We start from the raw sequence: 21,446 nt of genomic DNA, 5'->3' as shown, positions 1-21,446 counted from the left end.
TAACTCTGTAGGCTTTTTAGCGTTTTTTGGTCATAAGCTAATGTGATGACCCGTTTTACCTTATGGTTAACCGCCGGTTTCGGTGGTAAGTTCAGGTAAAAGAGAACGTTTGCGTCGGCATTCGGGAACGAGGCCGATACCGGGTTTCACGGTGAATTTTTCAACGAGGACAAGATGGCTCAACAGACTCCTTTGTACGAACAGCACGTGTTATGCGGTGCCCGCATGGTGGACTTCCACGGCTGGATGATGCCGCTGCACTACGGCTCGCAGATTGATGAGCACCACGCGGTGCGCACCGACGCCGGTATGTTCGACGTGTCCCACATGACGATTGTCGATCTGCGCGGCAGCCGCACCCGGGAGTTTTTGCGTTATCTGCTGGCAAACGACGTCGCCAAACTGAAGACGCCGGGTAAAGCGCTCTATACCGGCATGCTCAATGCCTCGGGCGGCGTGATTGATGACCTTATCGTCTACTACTTCACTGAAGATTTCTTCCGCCTCGTTGTTAACTCCGCCACCCGCGAAAAAGACCTCTCCTGGATCACCCAACACGCCGAACCTTATGCCATCGACATCACCGTCCGTGACGATCTGTCGCTGATTGCCGTGCAGGGGCCGAACGCGCAGGCGAAAGCCGCGTCTCTGTTCAGCGACGAGCAGCGTAAAGCCACCGAAGGGATGAAGCCCTTCTTTGGCGTGCAGGCGGGCGATCTGTTTATCGCCACCACCGGCTATACCGGTGAAGCGGGCTACGAAATTGCGATGCCAAACGAGAAGGCCGCTGATTTCTGGCGCGCGCTGGTGGAAGCGGGCGTGAAGCCAGCGGGTCTGGGCGCGCGCGATACGCTGCGTCTGGAAGCGGGGATGAACCTTTACGGTCAGGAGATGGACGAAGGCGTCTCTCCGCTGGCCGCCAATATGGGCTGGACCATCGCGTGGGAACCGGCCGATCGTGACTTTATTGGCCGTGAAGCGCTGGAGATGCAGCGCGAAAAGGGCACTGAACAGCTGGTTGGCCTGGTGATGAAGGAAAAAGGCGTGCTGCGCGGCGAGCTGCCGGTGCGCTTTACCGATACCGACGGCAATCCGCGCGAAGGCGTGATCACCAGCGGAACCTTCTCCCCGACGCTGGGCTACAGTATTGCACTGGCACGCGTGCCGGCGGGCATTGGCGAGACGGCGGTGGTGCAAATCCGCAACCGTGAAATGCCGGTCAACGTAACCAAACCGATTTTTGTTCGCGCCGGTAAGCCGGTCGCCTAATCATTTTTATCAGGAGAACTTCAATGAGCAATGTGCCAGCAGAACTGAAATACAGCAAAGAACACGAGTGGCTGCGCAAAGAGGCGGACGGCACTTACACCGTAGGGATCACCGAGCACGCGCAGGAGCTGCTGGGCGACATGGTGTTTGTTGACCTGCCGGAAGTGGGCGCAACCGTGAGCGCGGGCGACGACTGCGCCGTGGCGGAGTCCGTTAAAGCGGCATCCGATATCTACGCCCCGGTAAGCGGTGAAATTGTTGCCGTTAACGACGCGCTGAGCGATTCGCCGGAGCTGGTGAACAGCGAGCCTTATGAAGGCGGCTGGATCTTCAAGATCAAAGCCAGCGACGAATCTCAGGTTGCCGCGCTGCTGGATGCGACCGCGTACGAAGCATTACTGGAAGACGAATAACCGTTTTTCTCCCTCTCCCTTTGGGAGAGGGCCGGGGTGAGGGTGCCCATTTTCCCCTCACCCTAACCCTCTCCCAAAGGGAGAGGGAATCTCAATTCACTGCACGTTTCAGGAACCATCGCTCATGACACAGACTTTAAGCCAGCTTGAAAACCGTGGCGCCTTCATTGAACGTCACATCGGGCCGGATGCTCAGCAACAGCAGGAGATGCTGAAGACGGTTGGCGCGGATTCATTAAACGCTCTGATCGGCCAGATTGTGCCAAAAGACATCCAGCTTGCCACGCCGCCTCAGGTGGGGGAAGCCACCACGGAATTCGCCGCGCTGGCGGAGCTGAAGGCCATCGCCAGCCTGAACAAGCGCTATAAGTCTTACATTGGCATGGGCTACACCAACGTGCAGCTGCCGCCGGTGATCCTGCGTAACATGCTGGAAAACCCGGGCTGGTACACCGCTTACACCCCTTATCAGCCGGAAGTGTCTCAGGGCCGTCTGGAAGCGCTGCTGAACTTCCAGCAGGTGACGCTGGACCTGACCGGCATGGATATCGCTTCCGCCTCGCTGCTGGATGAAGCCACCGCCGCCGCCGAAGCGATGGCAATGGCCAAGCGCGTGAGCAAGCTGAAAAACGCCAACCGCTTCTTCGTGGCGGCGGACGTGCATCCCCAGACGCTGGACGTGGTGCGCACCCGTGCGGAAACCTTCGGCTTTGACGTGATCGTCGACGACGCCGACAAAGTGCTGGATCATCAGGACGTCTTCGGCGTGCTGCTGCAGCAGGTTGGCACCACGGGTGAAGTGCACGACTACGGCGCGCTGATTGCCGAGCTGAAGTCCCGCAAGGTAGTGGTCAGCGTTGCCGCCGATTTTATGGCGCTGGTGCTGCTCACCGCACCGGGCAAACAGGGCGCGGATATCGTCTTCGGCTCGGCCCAACGCTTCGGCGTGCCGATGGGCTACGGCGGCCCGCACGCGGCGTTCTTCGGCGCGAAAGATGAATTTAAACGCTCCATGCCTGGCCGTATTATCGGCGTCTCAAAAGATGCCGCCGGCAACACCGCGCTGCGCATGGCGATGCAGACCCGCGAGCAGCATATTCGCCGCGAGAAAGCGAACTCCAACATCTGTACCTCTCAGGTGCTGCTGGCAAACATCGCCAGCCTGTACGCCGTGTTCCACGGCCCGGCTGGCCTGAAGCGTATTGCCAGCCGCATTCACCGCCTGGCCGATATTCTGGCCTGCGGCCTGCAGCAGAAAGGCCTTAAGCTGCGCCATGCCCACTACTTCGACACGCTGTGCGTGGACGTGGCGGACAAAGCGGCCGTGCTGGCGCGCGCGGACGCGGCAAAGATCAATCTGCGCAGCGACATCCACAACGCCGTCGGCATTACGCTGGATGAAAGCACCACCCGCGACGATATCCTGAACCTGTTCAACGTCCTGCTGGGTGACGCGCACGGTCTGGACATTGATACGCTCGACAAAGAGGTCGCGCTCGACAGCCGCTCCATTCAGGAAAGCATGCTGCGCAATGACGCGATCCTGACCCATCCGGTGTTTAACCGCTATCACAGCGAAACCGAGATGATGCGCTACATGCACTCTCTGGAGCGCAAGGATCTGGCGCTGAACCAGGCGATGATCCCGCTGGGCTCCTGCACCATGAAGCTCAACGCTGCAGCAGAGATGATCCCCATCACCTGGCCTGAATTCTCCGAGCTGCACCCGTTCTGCCCGCCAGAGCAGGCGGAAGGGTATCACGTGATGATCAACCAGCTTTCCGACTGGCTGGTGAAGCTGACCGGTTATGACGCGCTCTGCATGCAGCCGAACTCCGGCGCGCAGGGCGAATACGCGGGCCTGCTGGCGATCCGCCACTATCACGAAAGCCGCAACGAAGGCCATCGCGATATCTGCCTGATCCCAAGCTCCGCCCACGGCACCAACCCGGCGTCTGCCCAGATGGCGGGCATGGAAGTGGTGGTGGTGGCGTGCGATAAGAACGGCAACATCGATCTGGCTGACCTGCGTGCGAAAGCCGATCAGGCGGGCGACAAGCTCTCCTGCATCATGGTGACCTACCCGTCCACCCACGGCGTATACGAAGAGACCATCCGCGAAGTGTGCGAAGTGGTGCATCAGTTCGGCGGTCAGGTGTATCTCGACGGCGCGAACATGAACGCTCAGGTGGGCATTACCTCTCCGGGCTTCATCGGCGCGGACGTGTCGCACCTCAACCTGCACAAAACCTTCTGCATTCCGCACGGCGGTGGCGGCCCGGGCATGGGTCCTATCGGCGTGAAAGCGCACCTGGCGCCGTTCGTGCCGGGCCACAGCGTGGTGCAGATTGAAGGGATGCTGACCCGTCAGGGCGCGGTCTCCGCGGCACCGTTCGGCAGCGCCTCAATCCTGCCAATCAGCTGGATGTACATCCGCATGATGGGCGCAGAAGGGCTGAAGCAGGCGAGCCAGGTGGCGATCCTGAACGCCAACTACATTGCGACGCGCCTGAAGTCTGCCTTCCCGATCCTCTACACCGGCCGTGACGGTCGCGTAGCGCACGAGTGCATCCTCGATATTCGTCCGCTGAAAGAGCAGACCGGTATTAGTGAACTGGATATCGCCAAGCGCCTGATCGACTACGGCTTCCACGCGCCAACCATGTCGTTCCCGGTGGCGGGCACGCTAATGGTTGAGCCAACCGAGTCGGAAAGCAAAGCCGAGCTTGACCGCTTTATCGACGCGATGCTGGCCATCCGTATGGAGATTGACCGCGTGCAGGACGGCGAGTGGACGCTGGAAGATAACCCGCTGGTTAACGCCCCGCACACCCAGCACGAGATGGTGGCCGAGTGGAACCACGGCTATTCCCGCGAGCTGGCGGTCTTCCCGGCAGGCGTGGCAAACAAATACTGGCCGACCGTGAAGCGTCTTGACGACGTCTACGGCGACCGTAACCTGTTCTGCTCCTGCGTACCGATGAGCGAATACCAGTAATATTATTGGTGTCGTAACGTAGGCCGGGTAAGGCGAAGCCGCCACCCGGCTTTTTTATTGGGAGACGAAGATGGCAATAGCACTGGTCACCGGCGCCAGCCGCGGCATTGGCAAAGCCACCGCGCTGCAGCTGGCGCGCGAAGGCTACACCGTGGCGGTGAACTTTCACCACAACATCAAGGCCGCGACGGACGTTATCAAGCAGATTGGCGAGGCGGGCGGCAACGCCTTTGCCGTACGCGCCGACATCAGCGATGAAGCACAGGTGCTGGCGATGTTCGACAGCATCGATCGCGAAGGCGAGCCGCTTGTCGCGCTGGTCAATAATGCGGGGATTCTGTTTGAGCAATCCACGATCGAGAATCTCTCCGCCGAGCGCATCAACCGCGTGCTCGCCACCAACGTCACGGGCTACTTCCTCTGCTGCCGGGAAGCGGTAAAGCGCATGTCCTTCAAACATGGCGGGAAGGGTGGGGCGATAGTGAATGTCTCGTCCGCCGCATCTCGTCTGGGGGCGCCGGGTGAATATGTCGACTACGCGGCCTCTAAAGGCGCGGTGGATTCGCTGACAATCGGGCTATCGCTGGAGGTGGCGGCGCAGGGCATTCGCGTCAACTGCGTACGTCCGGGGCTGATCTATACCGATATTCATGCGTCTGGCGGAGAGCCGGGGCGAGTGGATCGCGTTAAGTCATTGCTGCCGATGCAGCGCGGCGGCCAGCCGGAAGAGGTGGCGCAGGCGATTGTCTGGCTGCTGAGCGAGAAGGCGTCGTACGTCACGGGCAGTTTTTTAGAACTGGCGGGCGGGAAATAAAAAGCCGGGTGGCGGCTTCCGCCTTACCCGGCCTACTGTTCGTGCAGGCCCGGTAAGCGCAGCGCCACCGGGCAAAAATTACAGCGTCTCGCCGTTGCTGGCAATCACTTCTTTATACCAGTTAAAGCTCTTCTTACGGGAACGGGACATGTCGCCCGTGCCGTCGTCGTGCTTGTTCACGTAGATAAAGCCGTAGCGCTTGCTGTACTGGCCGGTGGTGAACGACACGCAGTCGATGCAGCCCCACGGCGTATAGCCCATCAGATCCACGCCGTCGTGCGTCACGGCTTTGATCATCTCTTCCACGTGGGCGCGCAGATAGTCGATGCGATAGTCGTCGTTGATGCTGCCGTCTTCTTCCACCTTGTCGTAAGCGCCGAAGCCGTTCTCCACGATAAACAGCGGTTTCTGATAACGCTCGTACAGTTCGCACAGGGAATAGCGCAGGCCCACCGGATCAATCTGCCAGCCCCAGTCGGAGGCCTTCACGTGTGGGTTCGGCACGCTGCCTTCGAAGCCGGAAATCGCATCGCCGGTACCGCCTTCCGCTTTCACCGCGTTGGTCATGTAGTAGCTAAAGCCTAAGTAGTCGCAGGTACCTTCACGCAGGATCTGCTCGTCGTCTGCCTCCATTTTGATGGAGAAGCCGCGGCGCTCCCACTCGTTCAGCACGTAGGACGGGTAGTAACCGCGCAGCTGGACGTCGGTAAAGACGTAGCGTTCGCGCATGGATTCCTGGGCGAACATCACGTCTTCCGGTTTGCAGGAGAACGGGTAGAGCGCCACCATGGCCAGCATGCAGCCGACCTTCATCTCCGGGTTAATGCGGCGCGCGGCTTTCACCGCCAGGGCGCTGGCCACAAACTGGTGGTGAAGGACCTGATACATGGTCTCTTCCGGATTGTCATGTTCGGTATAAACCACGCCAGAGCAGCAGTAGCCGAACAGCGGCGCGCGCCAGTTGCGCTGGTTGTTGATTTCGTTGAAGGTCATCCAGTATTTGACCTTGTTTTTGTAGCGCTCAAAGACCACTTCCGCGAAGCGCACAAAGAAATCGACCACTTTACGGTTGGTCCAGCTGCCGTATTCCTGCACCAGGTGCAGCGGCATTTCGAAGTGGGAGAGGGTGATCACCGGTTCGATGTTGTATTTCAGCAGCTCATCGAACATGTCGTCGTAAAACTTCAGCCCTTCTTCGTTTGGCTGGGTTTCGTCACCGTTCGGGAAGATGCGCGTCCAGGCGATAGAGGTACGGAAGCACTTGAAGCCCATCTCGGCAAATAGCTTGATGTCTTCTTTGTAGTGGCCGTGGAAGTCGATGGCTTCGTGGTTTGGGTAGTATTTCCCCGGCACCACGTTCTGCGTGATTTCGCGCGGCACGCCGTGCGCACCGCCGGTTAATACGTCGCAAATACTTGGCCCTTTGCCGCCTTTGTTCCAGCCGCCTTCAACCTGATGAGCGGCAACCGCGCCACCCCATAAAAAATCTTTTGGTAAGGTCAATTTTTTCATCGCTGCTATTCTCAATAAATGGCTTATTGACATCGAGTCTAGCAAAGCGAAATTAAATGTCACGATATAACAATTCACGGCAATTGTGATTTGTTACATCAAAAAAACAGGGTGTTTTATTCTGTGAGTTTCTTCGCCAGTTTACGTCCGAGAGACTCCAGAATATAAATGACGGGAATTTGCGTGGTAATGTCGTATACGCCTGCAATACGCGTCTGGGGCACATGCCAGGAGAGGTTAAAGTCCGCCAGTTTTGCCAGGCGCGAGTGCTCGTGGCTGGTAATGGAGAGCACCTTGCAGTGATGCAGGCTGAACTGGCTGGCAAAGCGCAGGATCTCCTCGGTCTCGCCCGAGACGGAAAGCACGATCGCCAGCGCATTTTTTGCCATATCATTGGTAACCGGGAAATAAGGATCATCAATATGGTTACTGAATTTCCCAATATTCGAGAAGAAACGCGCGCCGTATTTTGCCAGCGATCCTGAGGTTCCTGCACCGACAAATATAATTCGCTCGGAAGATATTATAATATCCACCGCCTGATCTAATAATGTATCGAACTCTTCATTGTTAACGCTTTTAAAGAAGCTGATAATTTCACTGGCACCGAAATTAGCCTGCTGGGGCTCATTCTGCTCTAAATAGAGCTTAAAGCGCACGCGAAACTCCGAGTAGCCTTCACAGTTGAGTTTGCGGCAAAAGCGCAGGATAGTGGTGGTCGAGACGCCCGCCGCATCCGCCAGTTCGCGGATGGTCATGTACATCACTTTGTCGCGGTTTTTGATGACGTAGTTGTAGACCATCATTTCCAGATTATTGAGACTGGCAATGGCCGCGTGGCTGAACATACTCACAATGGCATAACTCTCATTCTGACCTCATCGTCACATCATAACATGCAGCCAGAGGGCAGGATCCATTTTTATGCCCTTGATTCATAATGATTAAATTTTTATGTGAACAATTGTTAGGTGAAAAATTTATTTATATCTATGATTTTTAGGTATAAATCCTGAAGTGAAATTATTTTAGCTAACAGGTGTTCACTGGAATCATTCTCAGTTAGCATAGCTTTGCGATGAATAATCATCTTTTGTTTTCCCGGAGTTTTGTATGGTGAGCAGACCATTAATCGCACAGGGATATTCGCTGGCTGAGGAAGTAGCCAACAGCATCAGCCACGGCATTGGCCTGGTGTTTGGGATTGTCGGTTTAGTGTTATTGCTGGTTCAGGCGGTGGACGCCAATGCCAGCGCGATGGCGATTACCAGCTACAGCCTGTATGGCGGGAGTATGATCCTGCTGTTCCTGGCCTCTACGCTGTATCACGCCATTCCGCATCAGCGGGCCAAGATGTGGCTCAAGAAATTTGACCACTGTGCTATCTATCTTCTTATTGCAGGCACCTACACGCCGTTTCTGCTGGTGGGGCTCAACTCACCGCTGTCGCGTGGCCTGATGATTGTGATATGGAGCCTGGCGCTGCTGGGGATCCTGTTTAAGCTCACCATCGCGCACCGGTTTAAGGTGCTGTCGCTGGTCACCTATCTGACCATGGGCTGGCTGTCGCTGATTGTGGTGTATCAACTGGCCATCAAACTGTCGGTAGGGGGCGTGACGCTTCTGGCCTTAGGCGGCGTGGTGTATTCGCTCGGCGTGATTTTCTACGTTTGCAAGCGTATCCCCTATAACCATGCCATCTGGCACGGCTTTGTGCTGGGCGGCAGCGTGTGCCACTTTCTGGCGATTTATTTGTATGTGGGGCAGGTGTAGCTTTTACACCGTGCGGACGGTTGCCCTCACCCCGGCCCTCTCCCACAGGGAGAGGGAGGACACCTGTAGACGATTACTCTTCTAACGAATACGGCAGCGGCTCAATACTCAACGTATTCGCATCGTCACGCACGCGGAACACGCTGTCGGCTTCCATGTCGTTGTTCATCACCGCCTGCACCAGCAGACGGCCATCATCCAGCTGAACGGCAGCTAACACGGTGCCGGTACGGCGCCAGTTATCGCCCATCTTCAGCTCTAAATCTTCACCCGCTTCAGGTACGCGGCTGGCATGGCCCGCCAGCGTCCATAATGCTCGCTTATTTGCGCCGCGGAATTTTGCGCGCGCGACCATCTCCTGGCCGGTGTAGCAGCCTTTTTTAAAGCTGATGCCCCCCAGCGCCTGCAGGTTGGTTGCCTGAGGAATAAACTGCGCGCTGTTGGCGGCGTCAATGATCGGCAGACCCGCTTCGATATTCAGCGCCAGCCACTGCTGGCTGTTGTTGAACTGCGCTTCGCCGCGCAGCGCCTCGGTCACGCGTTCGGCGGTGTCGGCATCCGTGACTAGCAGAAAACGCTCCGCCGGGTGCTCAAACCACAGGATGGAGGTTGCGCCTTCGCTGACCACCTGCTTTTCGGCATCCGGCAGTTCGCTGAAGAGATTTTTCAGCGCGGCACGCGCCTGGAAACCGGCCACACCCAGCAGGACATGTTTGTCGTCAGGGACGATGGTCACTTTGGAAAAGACCGCGTACTTTTTCAGCTCTTTGAGCTGAGCCTCCTGCAGGCTGCGGCGCTCGATAAAGGCAAAACCGTCCTGACGGCGGAACAGACGCAGGTTGCTCCACATTTTGCCTTTTGGGTCGCAGTGGGCGGCCAGCAGGTGCTGATGTTCGGTCATCTGGCTGACGTCGGCGGTCACCTGGCCCTGCAGATATTTTTCGGCGTCGGCACCGGTGAGCGTTGTCAGCGCCCAGTCATCAAGAGAAATAAGCGTCAGCGGCAGACGCGCAGAGGCGGCGGGCTGGCGAGGAGAAAATGGTGTAAAGGCCATAACGATATCCTGAATTGCTTAACGCTTTGATAATGCCTAATGGTAAAAGAGCCTGCAGGCAATGCAAGCGCTTTCAGCAGGCCATTTGTGCCATCAACCGGTTATGCGTAGCGCTACGCAAAATAATGCAATCCGCTGTCTTTGCAGGGATTATTCTGGAAGCCAGCTCGGCGATCGCAATATTCCAGTAATGAAACGGTCAAAAACACGTTACACTAGCTGGTGTTCCCGTAGAGAAATAAAGAACATTGAACGGGGTACCGACTGTGCCAAACGTAATGCAGGAAACTGAACATGGATATTAACAACAAGGCCCGTATTCACTGGGCGTGCCGCCGCGGCATGCGTGAACTTGATATCTCCATCATGCCTTTCTTCGAATATGAGTACGACACCTTAAGCGATGACGATAAGCGTCTGTTTGTTCGCCTGCTTGAGTCTGACGATCCGGATTTGTTCAACTGGCTGATGAACCACGGCAAACCCGCCGACACCGAGTTGCAACGGATGGTGCAATTAATTCAAACACGGAATCGGGAACGTGGTCCTGTGGCAATCTGATCTTCGCGTCTCGTGGCGCTCGCAGTGGATGTCTTTATTGCTCCACGGCCTGGTTGCGGCCTTTGTGTTACTGATGCCGTGGCCGCTGAGCTATACGCCGCTGTGGCTGCTGTTACTGTCGTTTGTCGTTTTTGACAGCGTGCGCAGCCAGCGTCGCATTAATGCTCGTCAGGGAGAAATTAAGTTACTGATGGATTCCCGCCTGCGCTGGCAGGGGAAAGAGTGGGATATTCTCGGTATGCCCTGGATGCTCAACTACGGCATGATGCTACGGTTACGCAACGTAGAGGGTGGGCGTTGCCAGCACCTGTGGCTGGCGGCTGACAGTATGGACGCTGCCGAATGGCGAGACCTGCGCCGGATGCTGTTGCAACAGACGACGCAGGGGTAATGTGCGTTAGCTAAACTTTTCAGCCATTTCGCCCAGAATCTGCTCGCACCAGCTTTGCAGGCGCTCATCGCTGAGATCGTACTGGTTGGTTTCATCCAGCGCGAGTCCAACAAACAGCTCGCCGTCGGCAATAATCGGTTTTTTACTGGTGAACTCGTAACCTTCGGTTGGCCAGTAGCCGATAAACGACACTCCTTTTGGCGCCAGCTTGTCGTGCAGCATGCCGAGCGCGTCCAGGAACCATTCCCCGTAACCCAGCTGATCCCCCATGCCGTACATGGCAATGATTTTGCCGTCGAGGTTGAGCGCATCAAGCTGGTCCCAGATAGCCTCCCAGTCCTCTTGTATCTCACCGAAATCCCAGGTCGGGATGCCGAGGATCAGTACGTCATACTGCTCCATCAGCGTAACCGCGTCATCTTTCAGGTTATGCAACGTCACCAGTTCCGGACCAATGATGTCGCGAATTTTCTCTGCCGCCATTTCGGTGTAGCAGGTGCTGGAACCATAGAACAGACCAATATTCATCGCGTAACTATCTCAATTCTTGCGTTGACTTTGCGCGTAGTGTACCAGAAACCGGTCGCAATCAGGCATAATGGCCTGACTGCAGAATCAAAGGGGCTGATGTGGAAAAGGATCTCGCACTGATCGAACAGTTTCTCGACGCGCTGTGGCTGGAGAAAAATCTGGCCGAGAATACCCTCAGCGCCTATCGTCGCGATCTCACCATGCTGGTGGAGTGGCTGGCACACCGGGGGTTATCCCTTGCGAGTGCACAGCATGACGACCTGCAGGCGCTGCTTGGGGAACGTATCGCGGGGGGCTACAAAGCCACCAGTTCCGCACGCTTGCTCAGCGCCATGCGTCGGCTGTTCCAGCATCTCTACCGCGAGAAGATTCGTGAAGACGATCCCAGCGCGCTGCTGGCATCCCCTAAGCTCCCGCAGCGGCTGCCGAAAGATCTCAGCGAAGCACAAGTTGAGAGATTATTACAGTCACCGGCAGTTGACCTGCCGCTGGAGTTACGCGATAAAGCCATGCTTGAGCTATTGTATGCTACCGGCTTGCGCGTTTCGGAACTGGTTGGCCTGACGATGAGCGACATCAGCCTGCGTCAGGGCGTGGTGCGCGTCATCGGTAAAGGGAATAAAGAAAGGCTGGTGCCGCTGGGTGAAGAGGCGGTTTACTGGCTGGAAACGTATCTGGAACACGGTCGCCCGTGGTTGCTCAACGGGGTGTCTATTGACGTCCTGTTTCCGAGCCAGCGCGCCCAGCAGATGACGCGGCAAACGTTCTGGCATCGCATCAAGCATTACGCCACACTGGCGGGTATCGACAGTGAAAAGCTTTCGCCGCACGTATTGCGTCACGCCTTCGCGACGCATCTGTTAAACCACGGCGCCGATTTACGCGTGGTGCAGATGCTGCTGGGGCACAGCGATCTTTCTACGACGCAAATTTACACCCATGTCGCGACGGAACGCCTGCGGCAGCTACACCAACAGCACCACCCTCGCGCGTGAGTGCCGACGAATTGTAACAGGATCAACTATGAAAAAGACTATTGCGCTGTTCACCCTGCTGGCAGCCTCCTTTACCGGTTTTGCCCATGCGGACGACGCCGCCATCAAACAGTCGCTGGCTAAGCTTGGCGTTACCGGGAGCGATATTCAGCCTGCACCGGTTGCCGGCATGAAAACGGTGCTAACCAGCAGCGGCGTGCTGTACGTCACCGAAGACGGCAAGCACATTATTCAGGGGCCGATGTACGACGTGAGCGGCGCGCAGCCGGTCAACGTGACCAACCAGCTGCTGATGAAAAACCTGAACGCGCTCGAAAAAGAGATGATCGTCTATAAAGCGGCGCAGGAAAAACACGTCATTACCGTCTTCACCGACATCACCTGCGGCTACTGCCACAAGCTGCATGAAGAGATGAAAGACTACAACGCGCTGGGCATTACCGTGCGTTACCTGGCCTTCCCGCGCGCGGGCGTGCAGAGCCAGCCAGAGCAGGACATGAAGGCGATCTGGTGTGCGAAAGACCGCAACAAAGCGTTTGACGACGCGATGAACGGCAAAGGCGTTAAGCCAGCCTCCTGCGACATTGATATCGCTAACCACTACGCGCTGGGCGTGCAGTTTGGCGTGAGCGGTACGCCTGCGATTGTCCTGAGCAACGGCTATGTCGTTCCGGGCTATCAGGGACCGAAAGAGATGAAAGAGTTCCTCGACGCGCACCAGAAACAGTTTGGTGGTAAATAATCCGCGTGAAAGCCCCGATAAAATTACGCCGCCGCGAGGCGGTTGAACCGGTTGATTTGCCAGGCGATCTCCCGGCGCTGCTGAAGCGACTCTACGCCAGCCGCGGCGTGCGTCGCGCTGAAGACCTTGAGCGCAGCGTGAAAGGGATGCTGCCCTGGCAGCAGCTGAGCGGCATCGAAAAAGCCGCTGAGATGCTCTACAACGCGCTTCGTGAGGGAACGCGGATCGTGGTGGTAGGGGATTTCGACGCCGACGGCGCAACCAGCACCGCGCTGAGCGTGCTCAGCCTGCGCGCGCTGGGCTGCGATAACGTCACGTATCTGGTGCCGAACCGTTTCGAAGACGGCTACGGCCTCAGCCCGGAAGTGGTCGATCAGGCCCACGCCCGCGGTGCGCAGATGATCATGACCGTCGACAACGGGATCTCTTCCCATGCGGGCGTCGATCGCGCCCACGCGCTGGGGATCCCGGTGCTGGTTACCGATCACCACCTGCCCGGGGAAACGTTGCCTGACGCCGAAGCAATTATTAACCCCAACCTGCGCGACTGCGATTTTCCCTCGAAATCCCTCGCGGGCGTAGGCGTGGCGTTTTATCTGATGCTGGCGCTGCGTACCCTGCTTCGCGATAAGGGCTGGTTCGAATCCCGCGGTATTGCCGTACCGAACCTGGCCGAATATCTCGACCTGGTGGCGCTGGGCACCGTCGCAGACGTGGTGGCGCTCGACACCAATAACCGCATTTTGACCTGGCAGGGCTTAAGCCGCATTCGTGCAGGCAAGTGCCGTCCGGGGATCAAGGCGCTGCTTGAAATTGCCAACCGCGACCCGCTCAAGCTGGCGGCAAGCGATTTGGGCTTCGCCCTCGGGCCGCGCCTGAACGCGGCGGGAAGGCTGGACGATATGTCGGTCGGCGTGGCGCTGCTGCTGTGCGACAACATCGGTGAAGCGCGCGTGCTGGCCAACGAGCTGGACGCGCTGAACCAGACCCGTAAAGAGATTGAGCAGGGGATGCAGGCCGAAGCGCTAACCCTGTGCGAAAAACTTGAGCGCAGCGGCGACACGCTGCCGGGCGGGCTGGCGATGTACCACCCCGAGTGGCATCAGGGCGTGGTCGGCATTCTGGCGTCGCGCATTAAAGAGCGCTTCCACCGTCCGGTGATCGCGTTCGCCCCCGCGGGCGACGGCACGCTGAAAGGCTCTGGCCGTTCGATTCAGGGTCTGCACATGCGCGATGCGCTTGAGCGTCTCGATACGCTGTATCCCGGGCTGATGATCAAGTTCGGCGGCCATGCGATGGCGGCTGGCCTGTCTCTGGAAGAGGCGAAATTCGACGAGTTCCAGCGTCTGTTTGGCGAGCTGGTCACCGACTGGATTGACCCGGCCCTGCTGCAGGGGGAAGTGGTGTCCGACGGGCCATTGTCGGCGGCGGAAATGACCATGGACGTCGCGCAAATGCTGCGTGATGCGGGCCCCTGGGGGCAGATGTTCCCGGAACCGCTGTTCGACGGGTGTTTCCGCCTGCTGCAGCAGCGTATCGTCGGCGAACGTCATCTTAAGGTGATGGTAGAGCCCGTGGGCGGCGGCCCGCTGCTGGACGGCATTGCCTTCAACGTGGACACGACGGTATGGCCGGACAACGGCGTGCGCGAGGTCGAGCTGGCGTACAAACTGGACATCAACGAGTTTCGCGGTAACCGTACCCTTCAGATCATCATCGACAATATCTGGCCAATTTAGCGTCAGTAATCTCTATAAAAAAGGGCGTGGATTCGGTACAATCCCGCTCTTATCACCGCATTTTGACAAGTCCATAAAAGAAAACAGACCATGTTTGAAATTAATCCGGTAAAAAACCGTATTCAGGACCTCACGGAGCGCTCCGACGTTCTTAGGGGGTATCTTTGACTACGATGCCAAGAAAGAGCGTCTTGAAGAAGTAAACGCCGAGCTGGAACAGCCGGACGTCTGGAACGAACCTGAACGCGCACAGGCGCTGGGTAAAGAGCGTTCCTCTCTCGAAGCTATCGTAGATACGCTGGATCAAATGGCCCAGGGGCTGGAAGATGTTTCCGGTTTGCTGGAGCTGGCCGTCGAAGCCGACGACGAAGAAACCTTTAACGAAGCCGTGGCAGAACTCGACGTGCTGGAAGATAAGCTGGCGCAGCTTGAGTTCCGTCGTATGTTCTCCGGCGAATACGACAGCGCTGACTGCTATCTCGATATTCAGGCGGGTTCTGGCGGTACCGAAGCGCAGGACTGGGCCAGCATGCTGACGCGTATGTACCTGCGTTGGGCCGAAGCGCGCGGCTTCAAAACCGAAATTATCGAAGAGTCTGAAGGTGAAGTCGCGGGTCTGAAATCCGTCACCATCAAGATCATCGGTGACTACGCCTACGGCTGGCTGCGCACCGAGACCGGCGTTCACCGCCTGGTGCGTAAGAGCCCGTTCGACTCCGGCGGTCGTCGTCATACCTCCTTCAGCTCCGCGTTTGTCTATCCGGAAGTTGATGAAGATATTGATATCGAAATTAACCCGGCGGACCTGCGTATTGACGTTTACCGCGCATCCGGCGCGGGTGGTCAGCACGTTAACCGTACGGAATCTGCGGTGCGTATTACCCACATTCCAACCGGGCTGGTAACACAGTGCCAGAACGACCGTTCCCAGCATAAGAACAAAGACCAGGCCATGAAGCAGATGAAAGCGAAGCTTTATGAGCTGGAGATGCAGAAGAAAAATGCTGAGAAACAGGCGATGGAAGACAACAAGTCCGACATCGGTTGGGGCAGCCAGATCCGTTCTTACGTCCTTGATGACTCCCGCATCAAAGACCTGCGTACCGGGGTTGAAACCCGCAACACGCAGGCGGTGCTGGACGGCAGCCTGGACCAATTTATCGAAGCAAGTTTGAAAGCAGGGTTATGAGGAACCAACATGTCTGAACAACAAGCACAGGGCGCTGACGCGGTAGTCGATCTTAACAACGAACTGAAAACCCGCCGCGAGAAGCTGGCAGCGCTGCGCGAGCAGGGCGTGCCGTTCCCGAACGATTTTCGTCGTGACCACACCTCAGACCAACTGCACGCTGACTTCGACGCGAAAGAGAACGAAGAGCTGGAAGCGCTGAACGTTGAAGTGGCCGTTGCGGGCCGCATGATGACCCGTCGTATCATGGGTAAAGCCTCCTTCGTGACCCTGCAGGACGTTGGCGGCCGTATTCAGCTGTACGTTTCCCGTGACGATCTGCCGGAAGGCATCTACAACGAGCAGTTCAAGAAGTGGGACTTGGGCGATATCCTGGGCGCGAAAGGTAAACTGTTCAAAACCAAAACCGGTGAACTGTCTATCCACTGCACCGAGCTGCGTCTGCTGACCAAAGCCCTGCGCCCGCTGCCGGACAAATTCCACGGCCTGCAGGATCAGGAAGCGCGCTATCGTCAGCGCTACCTGGATCTCATTTCTAACGATGAATCCCGCAAGACCTTCAAAATTCGCTCCCAGATCATGGCCGGTATCCGCCAGTTCATGGTGAACCGCGACTTTATGGAAGTGGAAACCCCAATGATGCAGGTGATCCCTGGCGGCGCGTCTGCGCGTCCGTTCATCACCCATCACAACGCCCTGGACCTGGACATGTACCTGCGTATCGCGCCGGAACTGTACCTGAAGCGTCTGGTGGTCGGTGGCTTCGATCGCGTGTTCGAGATCAACCGTAACTTCCGTAACGAAGGTATCTCCGTTCGTCATAACCCAGAGTTCACCATGATGGAACTCTACATGGCGTATGCGGATTACAAAGATCTGATCGAGCTGACCGAATCCCTGTTCCGTACCCTGGCGCAGGATATTCTGGGCACCACGCAGGTCCCTTACGGTGAAGAAGTCTTCGACTTCGGCAAGCCGTTCGAAAAACTGACCATGCGCGAAGCGATCAAGAAGTACCGTCCGGAAACCAACATGGCCGATCTGGACAACTTTGATTCTGCGAAAGCGATCGCCGAAAGCATCGGTATCAAGGTTGAGAAGAGCTGGGGTCTGGGCCGTATCGTGACCGAGATCTTTGAAGAAGTGGCGGAAGCGCACCTGATTCAGCCGACCTTCATCACCGAATACCCGGCTGAAGTCTCTCCGCTGGCGCGTCGTAATGACGAGAACCCGGAAATCACTGACCGCTTCGAATTCTTCATCGGTGGCCGCGAAATCGGCAACGGCTTTAGCGAGCTGAACGATGCGGAAGACCAGGCGCAGCGCTTCCAGGATCAGGTTGACGCGAAAGCGGCAGGCGACGACGAAGCGATGTTCTTCGACGAAGACTACGTGACCGCGCTGGAGCACGGCCTGCCGCCAACGGCGGGCCTGGGGATTGGTATCGACCGTATGGTGATGCTGTTCACCAACAGCCACACCATCCGCGACGTGATCCTGTTCCCGGCAATGCGCCCGGTGAAATAAGGCGTTAAGATGCAAAAAAGCCCCGAAAGGGGCTTTTTTATTGCGCGGCGAAGGCTCTGAGCGTTTCGCGAGCGGTCATCGCTTCCATGACCATCCACGGGCTAAAGGCCCACGGCGTCGCGTCCAGCGCGCGGAATAGCGCGTCCAGCTCAACCCACTGATAGTCCATCACTTCATCTTCATTTATCGTCACGTTATTGGTTATCCGAGCGGCGAATACCGGACAAATTTCGTTTTCCACGATCCCGGACGGGTCGGTTTCCCGATAGCGAAACTCAGGGGCAACGGCGGTGATATCCGTCAGCTCCGCGCCCACTTCAAAGCGGCAGCGGCGGATAATGGCCTCTTCCGTCTTTTCACCGGACTGCGGGTGCCCGCAGACGGAGTTCGTCCAGACGCCCGGCCAGGCTTTTTTGCTTAATGCGCGTCGGGTGACCAGACACTCGCCTTTGGCGTTAAAAAGCCAGGAAGAGAAAGCCAGGTGCAGCGGGGTATGTAACGTGTGCGCGGCATATTTTTCCTGAGTGCCAATCACCTTTCCCTGGTCGTTTACCAAAATAACGTGTTCTTGAATACTCATTGATGCTCCAGTGCCAAAACGCCGAGTGGTTCAGCACCATCAGCCGAAGTATTATACTGCATTCTTATACGAACGGTTTGGCTCGTAGAGCGGAAAAGGGCATGACCCATATTCATTTTGGCTGCTATCATAGTGCGCCATTCACGCTGACCGAGGATCTGTTTTGTTTGCAGGAAGCCTGACGAGAAAACCCCTTACCGCTGTTTTTTTTCTGACGTTGACGCTATTCCTGGCGGGCTGTTCAGGGAGCAAATCGACGGATACGGGAAACTATTCCGGTTCGGTCTACACCGTCAAACGCGGGGACACCCTGTACCGGATTTCGCGCGCAACGGGGACCAGCGTGAAGGATCTGGCGCGGCTGAATAATCTCTCTCCACCCTACACCATCGAGGTGGGCCAGCAGCTGAAGGTGAGCGGCGGAGCGTCCTCGGGTAAAAAATCCTCTTCGAAAGGCAAAACCGCCAAAGTGACGCCGTCGTACCAGGTACCGCAATCGTCATGGCCGCCGGTTGGACAGCGCTGCTGGATTTGGCCTGCCAGTGGTAAAGTGGTCGCCCCTTATTCACTCTCTGAAGGTGGCAACAAGGGGATTGATATCGCTGCTGCGCGCGGGACGCCGGTTTATGCCTCCGGGGCCGGGAAGGTGGTTTACGTCGGTAACCAGCTGCGCGGCTACGGTAACCTGATCATGATTAAGCATGGCGAAGACTACATCACGGCCTATGCGCACAACGACACGATGCTGGTCAACAACGGGCAGAACGTCAAAGCCGGGCAGAAGATTGCCACCATGGGCAGCACCGGTACGGATTCAGTGAAGCTGCATTTCCAGATTCGCTACAAGGCGACGGCCATCGACCCGCAGCGTTATCTTCCTGCGCCCGGCAGTAAGCCGAAGTGCTAAGTGATTATTTTATCGCCGGTTAGTTGAGAATAGGCTTGTATGAAGGTGTGTAAGGTCTATAATGCCTTACGCACCTCAAAGCGGGCGTAGTTCAATGGTAGAACGAGAGCTTCCCAAGCTCTATACGAGGGTTCGATTCCCTTCGCCCGCTCCAGAACACTTCTTAAAACATCTTAACTAACTGAATAAGAAAAGAATTCTATAAGGATCTTTCAGTGCAACAATGTTAGCTATTGTTGGGCCAGGGATGAGGGGATACGCATTAGCATTGTTTCACCAGTTTGTGGGTTGCTGCCTGTTTCTGTGTCAGGTGGCGGTGATCTGGTCTTGCAGTCAATCATCGACAACCTTTACCAGTCAATGCGGCTAACAATCTATCCTACTTGCACCGCTCGAAAACATCTGCTTCGCTGCATTCCTGCAAAGACCGGAATACAAAAGTCAGAAGAATTTATCCCGGTGGTTCTGAACTGAAACTTACTATCAGTCATATATTAAGTCTTAAGGAATTATCAGTTACGAAATTCTGATAATTCCTTCTTAAATATATTTTTTCAGGTAATGATTTTTTATTTAAGCTTTAAGTATCATTTTTCATTATCTTCAAATAACGCCAAAGAATATACCCATGACGGTAGTTCATTGATTTTATCTGTATACGATTGTTTTGTGTTAGAACATTCATTTTTAATGTTGTATCTGAAGCTTGGTAGCCCGGAATTAATTAAATACTTATCTATAATAGATGATACGCAAAAATACGGTTGATTATTCGCTTCTAGGGCGACTTTATTTAAATTGGTATCGTTACCTGCAGCAACAAACACAGGGACATCTCCATAATCGGTTGGGTTTATATCCCATTTGAATACAAAGTCGTCATCTTTGTCGCCTATCTTACTGAAAAGATTAGCAGGTAAAACATTCCTGTCCATGAAAAATTTATTTAAAGCAGGTTTATGGTCTCCATAAATAACAACAACGGCATTAGGATCTATCTCTCGTACTTCTTTGTAAAAATTAACGAAGCGATCGACCGCTTGTTTTAATTCATACGTATATACATACTCTCCTGAGTCATTCTCTCTAGGGTATGGGCCATGTGTAGACATAGTGATTAAATTCATAAAAATATTTTTGCCGTCAGCCTTTTTAAGATGTTCAATTGCTGACTTATAAAGAAGATAGTCATCGGCTTGCCATTGCCATTTCTTTTTGGTTGCGGCAATTTCTTCTGGTAGATTTATATGAGACATTTCATAAAGGCCATCAAATTGTTCAATGCCAAATTTTTTATAAACAATATCTCTATGCCAAAATTCTTTTAGATAATTATGTGCTGCATAAGTGGTGAAACTTTTTTCTTTTAAAGCACTTGCAATATTATCTGAGTTCGATCTGAGTTGCGAAGCATATTCTTGATAAATTGTCCCAGATAAAACTCTCGAATTGCTTGGCAGCCCGGTTAGCATTTCAAATTCAACATTCGCGGTGCCTCCGCCATAAACTGGAGAAGTCGCACGAAAAGTAACAAAGCCTTCATTCAATATTGGGGTAATAATTTCTTTGAAATTAGCATTGTCATACCAGCATGACTCACAGAGTATATAAATAATAGTTTTATGTTTTGGTATTGTCTTCCTGCCGGCTTCCTTTTCAGTATTATAATTCTCTTTATTATTTTTGTCAGCCAAAGGTGTGGATTTGCGTGAACTGGTCATGACAATGTGCATGGCCATGCCATTTTCCTGAAGATTTACAGGCCAGTTCCATGATCTATAAGTTACGTTCATTTCTTTTGCTAATAATATCATTTTCCTGGAAAGAAAACTGTCTTCTCCAAAGAGTGCGCTGAAATGAGAGTAAAATGAGAATGGTAATGTTATTATAAATGAGATGGCGAGTAATGATTTATTTGTCTTTGTTGTGTAAAATGCTCTGCTGATGATAACTAAAAACACAAGAAATGATATTGCGAGGAAAATATAAAATGCCAGCCATGGTGTAAAATAGTGCTTTGCAATAGATAGATTGGAATGAGAAGATAAATCATTCCAGGATAGTACCTCACCTGTAAGTGATAATTTGATACTGTTTATATACTCTAATAATTTAAATGCCAAAAAGACAGCGTAGGCCGAAATCAATGATGGTATTTTAATTAAACGAAGTAAAATATAGGCTAATGGTAAAGGGCTGGCAAGCCATAAATAGTGTATTATTGAATATAAATGATTGGGCAGGGGTGCCGAATTTCTAATGCCTGTGATAGCGAACGTAAAAAAAAGAAATATGAAAATGAAGTCCAATAGTGAGGATTTTATTTTTTTGGAATAACTAACTGAGATTAGTGGCTTAGTCTTTAGGAATAAGTTCATTTTTTGAACCTTAAAATTAATAATTCAGAGTATATCATGTAATTATAATGACTGTAAAAGGCTATCTCAATAG

The 21,446-nt window shown here is 54.6% G+C and carries 19 protein-coding genes and 1 tRNA gene; 14 read left to right on the top strand and 6 right to left on the bottom strand.

Going from position 1 to position 21,446, the window contains the following annotated elements:
- Positions 1-174: 174 nt before the first annotated feature.
- The 4 genes from gcvT to L6R44_RS06930 all read left to right on the top strand — a co-directional run bounded on the left by gcvT (position 175) and on the right by L6R44_RS06930 (position 5,494).
- Entirely contained in the window at positions 175-1,269 is a 1,095-nt protein-coding gene (gcvT, locus tag L6R44_RS06945) for a glycine cleavage system aminomethyltransferase GcvT (RefSeq protein WP_237423669.1), read from the top strand.
- A 23-nt stretch (positions 1,270-1,292) separates the two neighbouring features.
- Positions 1,293-1,682, top strand: coding sequence for a glycine cleavage system protein GcvH (gcvH, locus tag L6R44_RS06940; RefSeq protein WP_014885143.1), 390 nt, complete (start codon positions 1,293-1,295; stop codon positions 1,680-1,682).
- A gap of 124 nt (positions 1,683-1,806) precedes the next feature.
- Positions 1,807-4,680, top strand: a complete 2,874-nt coding sequence (gcvP, locus tag L6R44_RS06935) for an aminomethyl-transferring glycine dehydrogenase (protein ID WP_237423668.1) — start codon at positions 1,807-1,809, stop codon at positions 4,678-4,680.
- 70 nt (positions 4,681-4,750) lie between these two features.
- Positions 4,751-5,494, top strand: a complete 744-nt coding sequence (locus tag L6R44_RS06930; RefSeq protein WP_237423667.1) for an SDR family oxidoreductase — start codon at positions 4,751-4,753, stop codon at positions 5,492-5,494.
- Positions 5,495-5,572: 78 nt separating this feature from the next.
- On the opposite strand, the gene bglA is transcribed toward L6R44_RS06930, so the two are convergent.
- Complete coding sequence (gene bglA, locus L6R44_RS06925) at positions 5,573-7,006, bottom strand: 6-phospho-beta-glucosidase BglA (protein WP_032643272.1); 1,434 nt, start codon at positions 7,004-7,006, stop codon at positions 5,573-5,575.
- A gap of 116 nt (positions 7,007-7,122) precedes the next feature.
- The gene (locus tag L6R44_RS06920; RefSeq protein ID WP_237423734.1) at positions 7,123-7,854 is read right to left on the bottom strand and encodes a MurR/RpiR family transcriptional regulator; all 732 of its coding nucleotides are present in this window, start codon (positions 7,852-7,854) and stop codon (positions 7,123-7,125) included.
- A 265-nt stretch (positions 7,855-8,119) separates the two neighbouring features.
- Here L6R44_RS06920 and trhA point away from each other — a divergent pair, with 265 nt between their 5' ends.
- Complete coding sequence (gene trhA / locus L6R44_RS06915) at positions 8,120-8,779, top strand: PAQR family membrane homeostasis protein TrhA (RefSeq protein ID WP_033146591.1); 660 nt, start codon at positions 8,120-8,122, stop codon at positions 8,777-8,779.
- 73 nt (positions 8,780-8,852) lie between these two features.
- Here trhA and ygfZ read toward each other — a convergent pair whose 3' ends face one another.
- Positions 8,853-9,833: a tRNA-modifying protein YgfZ gene (gene ygfZ, locus L6R44_RS06910; RefSeq protein WP_237423666.1), complete on the bottom strand. Its 981-nt coding sequence runs from the start codon at positions 9,831-9,833 to the stop codon at positions 8,853-8,855.
- 294 nt (positions 9,834-10,127) lie between these two features.
- Between ygfZ and sdhE the strand changes: the two genes are divergently transcribed.
- Complete coding sequence (gene sdhE / locus L6R44_RS06905) at positions 10,128-10,394, top strand: FAD assembly factor SdhE (protein WP_006178375.1); 267 nt, start codon at positions 10,128-10,130, stop codon at positions 10,392-10,394.
- The gene (locus L6R44_RS06900; RefSeq protein ID WP_032643262.1) at positions 10,375-10,785 is read left to right on the top strand and encodes a protein YgfX; all 411 of its coding nucleotides are present in this window, start codon (positions 10,375-10,377) and stop codon (positions 10,783-10,785) included. Before sdhE ends, L6R44_RS06900 begins: the two co-directional genes overlap by 20 nt.
- A 6-nt stretch (positions 10,786-10,791) precedes the next feature.
- Here the strand turns inward: L6R44_RS06900 and fldB are convergent, their stop codons facing one another.
- A complete protein-coding gene (gene fldB, locus L6R44_RS06895; protein WP_237423665.1) occupies positions 10,792-11,313 on the bottom strand; it encodes a flavodoxin FldB in 522 nt (173 codons plus the stop codon).
- 101 nt (positions 11,314-11,414) lie between these two features.
- Between fldB and xerD the strand changes: the two genes are divergently transcribed.
- From xerD to lysS, 5 genes are all read left to right on the top strand, one after another.
- The gene (gene xerD / locus L6R44_RS06890) at positions 11,415-12,311 is read left to right on the top strand and encodes a site-specific tyrosine recombinase XerD (RefSeq protein WP_032643259.1); all 897 of its coding nucleotides are present in this window, start codon (positions 11,415-11,417) and stop codon (positions 12,309-12,311) included.
- Positions 12,312-12,339: 28 nt separating this feature from the next.
- Entirely contained in the window at positions 12,340-13,053 is a 714-nt protein-coding gene (gene dsbC, locus L6R44_RS06885; protein WP_237423664.1) for a bifunctional protein-disulfide isomerase/oxidoreductase DsbC, read from the top strand.
- 5 nt (positions 13,054-13,058) lie between these two features.
- Positions 13,059-14,792 (top strand): single-stranded-DNA-specific exonuclease RecJ, encoded by a 1,734-nt coding sequence (gene recJ, locus L6R44_RS06880; RefSeq protein WP_237423663.1) that lies wholly within the window; start codon positions 13,059-13,061, stop codon positions 14,790-14,792.
- A 90-nt stretch (positions 14,793-14,882) separates the two neighbouring features.
- Positions 14,883-15,981 (top strand): peptide chain release factor 2 gene (prfB, locus tag L6R44_RS06875; RefSeq protein WP_237423662.1). Its coding sequence is split into 2 segments (ribosomal slippage): positions 14,883-14,957 and positions 14,959-15,981, totalling 1,098 coding nucleotides; the frame shifts between segments, so codons are not numbered across the junction.
- 9 nt (positions 15,982-15,990) lie between these two features.
- Positions 15,991-17,508: a lysine--tRNA ligase gene (gene lysS, locus L6R44_RS06870; RefSeq protein ID WP_023309094.1), complete on the top strand. Its 1,518-nt coding sequence runs from the start codon at positions 15,991-15,993 to the stop codon at positions 17,506-17,508.
- A gap of 37 nt (positions 17,509-17,545) precedes the next feature.
- Here the strand turns inward: lysS and idi are convergent, their stop codons facing one another.
- Entirely contained in the window at positions 17,546-18,088 is a 543-nt protein-coding gene (idi, locus tag L6R44_RS06865) for an isopentenyl-diphosphate Delta-isomerase (RefSeq protein WP_237423661.1), read from the bottom strand.
- 163 nt (positions 18,089-18,251) lie between these two features.
- On the opposite strand from idi, the gene actS reads away from it, so the two are divergent.
- The gene (actS, locus tag L6R44_RS06860) at positions 18,252-18,995 is read left to right on the top strand and encodes an amidase activator ActS (RefSeq protein ID WP_237423660.1); all 744 of its coding nucleotides are present in this window, start codon (positions 18,252-18,254) and stop codon (positions 18,993-18,995) included.
- Between the two features lie 80 nt (positions 18,996-19,075).
- Positions 19,076-19,149, top strand: a tRNA-Gly gene (locus L6R44_RS06855).
- A 433-nt stretch (positions 19,150-19,582) separates the two neighbouring features.
- On the opposite strand, the gene L6R44_RS06850 is transcribed toward L6R44_RS06855, so the two are convergent.
- Positions 19,583-21,373, bottom strand: a complete 1,791-nt coding sequence (locus tag L6R44_RS06850; RefSeq protein ID WP_237423659.1) for an LTA synthase family protein — start codon at positions 21,371-21,373, stop codon at positions 19,583-19,585.
- Positions 21,374-21,446 lie beyond the last annotated feature (73 nt).

Source organism: Enterobacter cloacae complex sp. ECC445, from assembly GCF_021892025.1.
GTDB lineage: Bacteria > Pseudomonadota > Gammaproteobacteria > Enterobacterales > Enterobacteriaceae > Enterobacter > Enterobacter chengduensis.
Note: the sequence above shows the minus strand (reverse complement) of the source record. Positions and strands in the feature narration are given on the sequence as shown.

What these genes read in the sequence shown, in the direction of transcription:
- gcvT (WP_237423669.1), top strand. Translation starts at nt 175, where the DNA reads ATGGCTCAACAGACTCCTTTGTACGAACAGCACGTGTTATGCGGTGCC.
- gcvH (WP_014885143.1), top strand. Translation starts at nt 1,293, where the DNA reads ATGAGCAATGTGCCAGCAGAACTGAAATACAGCAAAGAACACGAGTGG.
- gcvP (WP_237423668.1), top strand. Translation starts at nt 1,807, where the DNA reads ATGACACAGACTTTAAGCCAGCTTGAAAACCGTGGCGCCTTCATTGAA.
- L6R44_RS06930 (WP_237423667.1), top strand. Translation starts at nt 4,751, where the DNA reads ATGGCAATAGCACTGGTCACCGGCGCCAGCCGCGGCATTGGCAAAGCC.
- bglA (WP_032643272.1), bottom strand. Translation starts at nt 7,006, where the DNA reads ATGAAAAAATTGACCTTACCAAAAGATTTTTTATGGGGTGGCGCGGTT.
- L6R44_RS06920 (WP_237423734.1), bottom strand. Translation starts at nt 7,854, where the DNA reads ATGTTCAGCCACGCGGCCATTGCCAGTCTCAATAATCTGGAAATGATG.
- trhA (WP_033146591.1), top strand. Translation starts at nt 8,120, where the DNA reads ATGGTGAGCAGACCATTAATCGCACAGGGATATTCGCTGGCTGAGGAA.
- ygfZ (WP_237423666.1), bottom strand. Translation starts at nt 9,833, where the DNA reads ATGGCCTTTACACCATTTTCTCCTCGCCAGCCCGCCGCCTCTGCGCGT.
- sdhE (WP_006178375.1), top strand. Translation starts at nt 10,128, where the DNA reads ATGGATATTAACAACAAGGCCCGTATTCACTGGGCGTGCCGCCGCGGC.
- fldB (WP_237423665.1), bottom strand. Translation starts at nt 11,313, where the DNA reads ATGAATATTGGTCTGTTCTATGGTTCCAGCACCTGCTACACCGAAATG.
- dsbC (WP_237423664.1), top strand. Translation starts at nt 12,340, where the DNA reads ATGAAAAAGACTATTGCGCTGTTCACCCTGCTGGCAGCCTCCTTTACC.
- lysS (WP_023309094.1), top strand. Translation starts at nt 15,991, where the DNA reads ATGTCTGAACAACAAGCACAGGGCGCTGACGCGGTAGTCGATCTTAAC.
- idi (WP_237423661.1), bottom strand. Translation starts at nt 18,088, where the DNA reads ATGAGTATTCAAGAACACGTTATTTTGGTAAACGACCAGGGAAAGGTG.
- L6R44_RS06850 (WP_237423659.1), bottom strand. Translation starts at nt 21,373, where the DNA reads ATGAACTTATTCCTAAAGACTAAGCCACTAATCTCAGTTAGTTATTCC.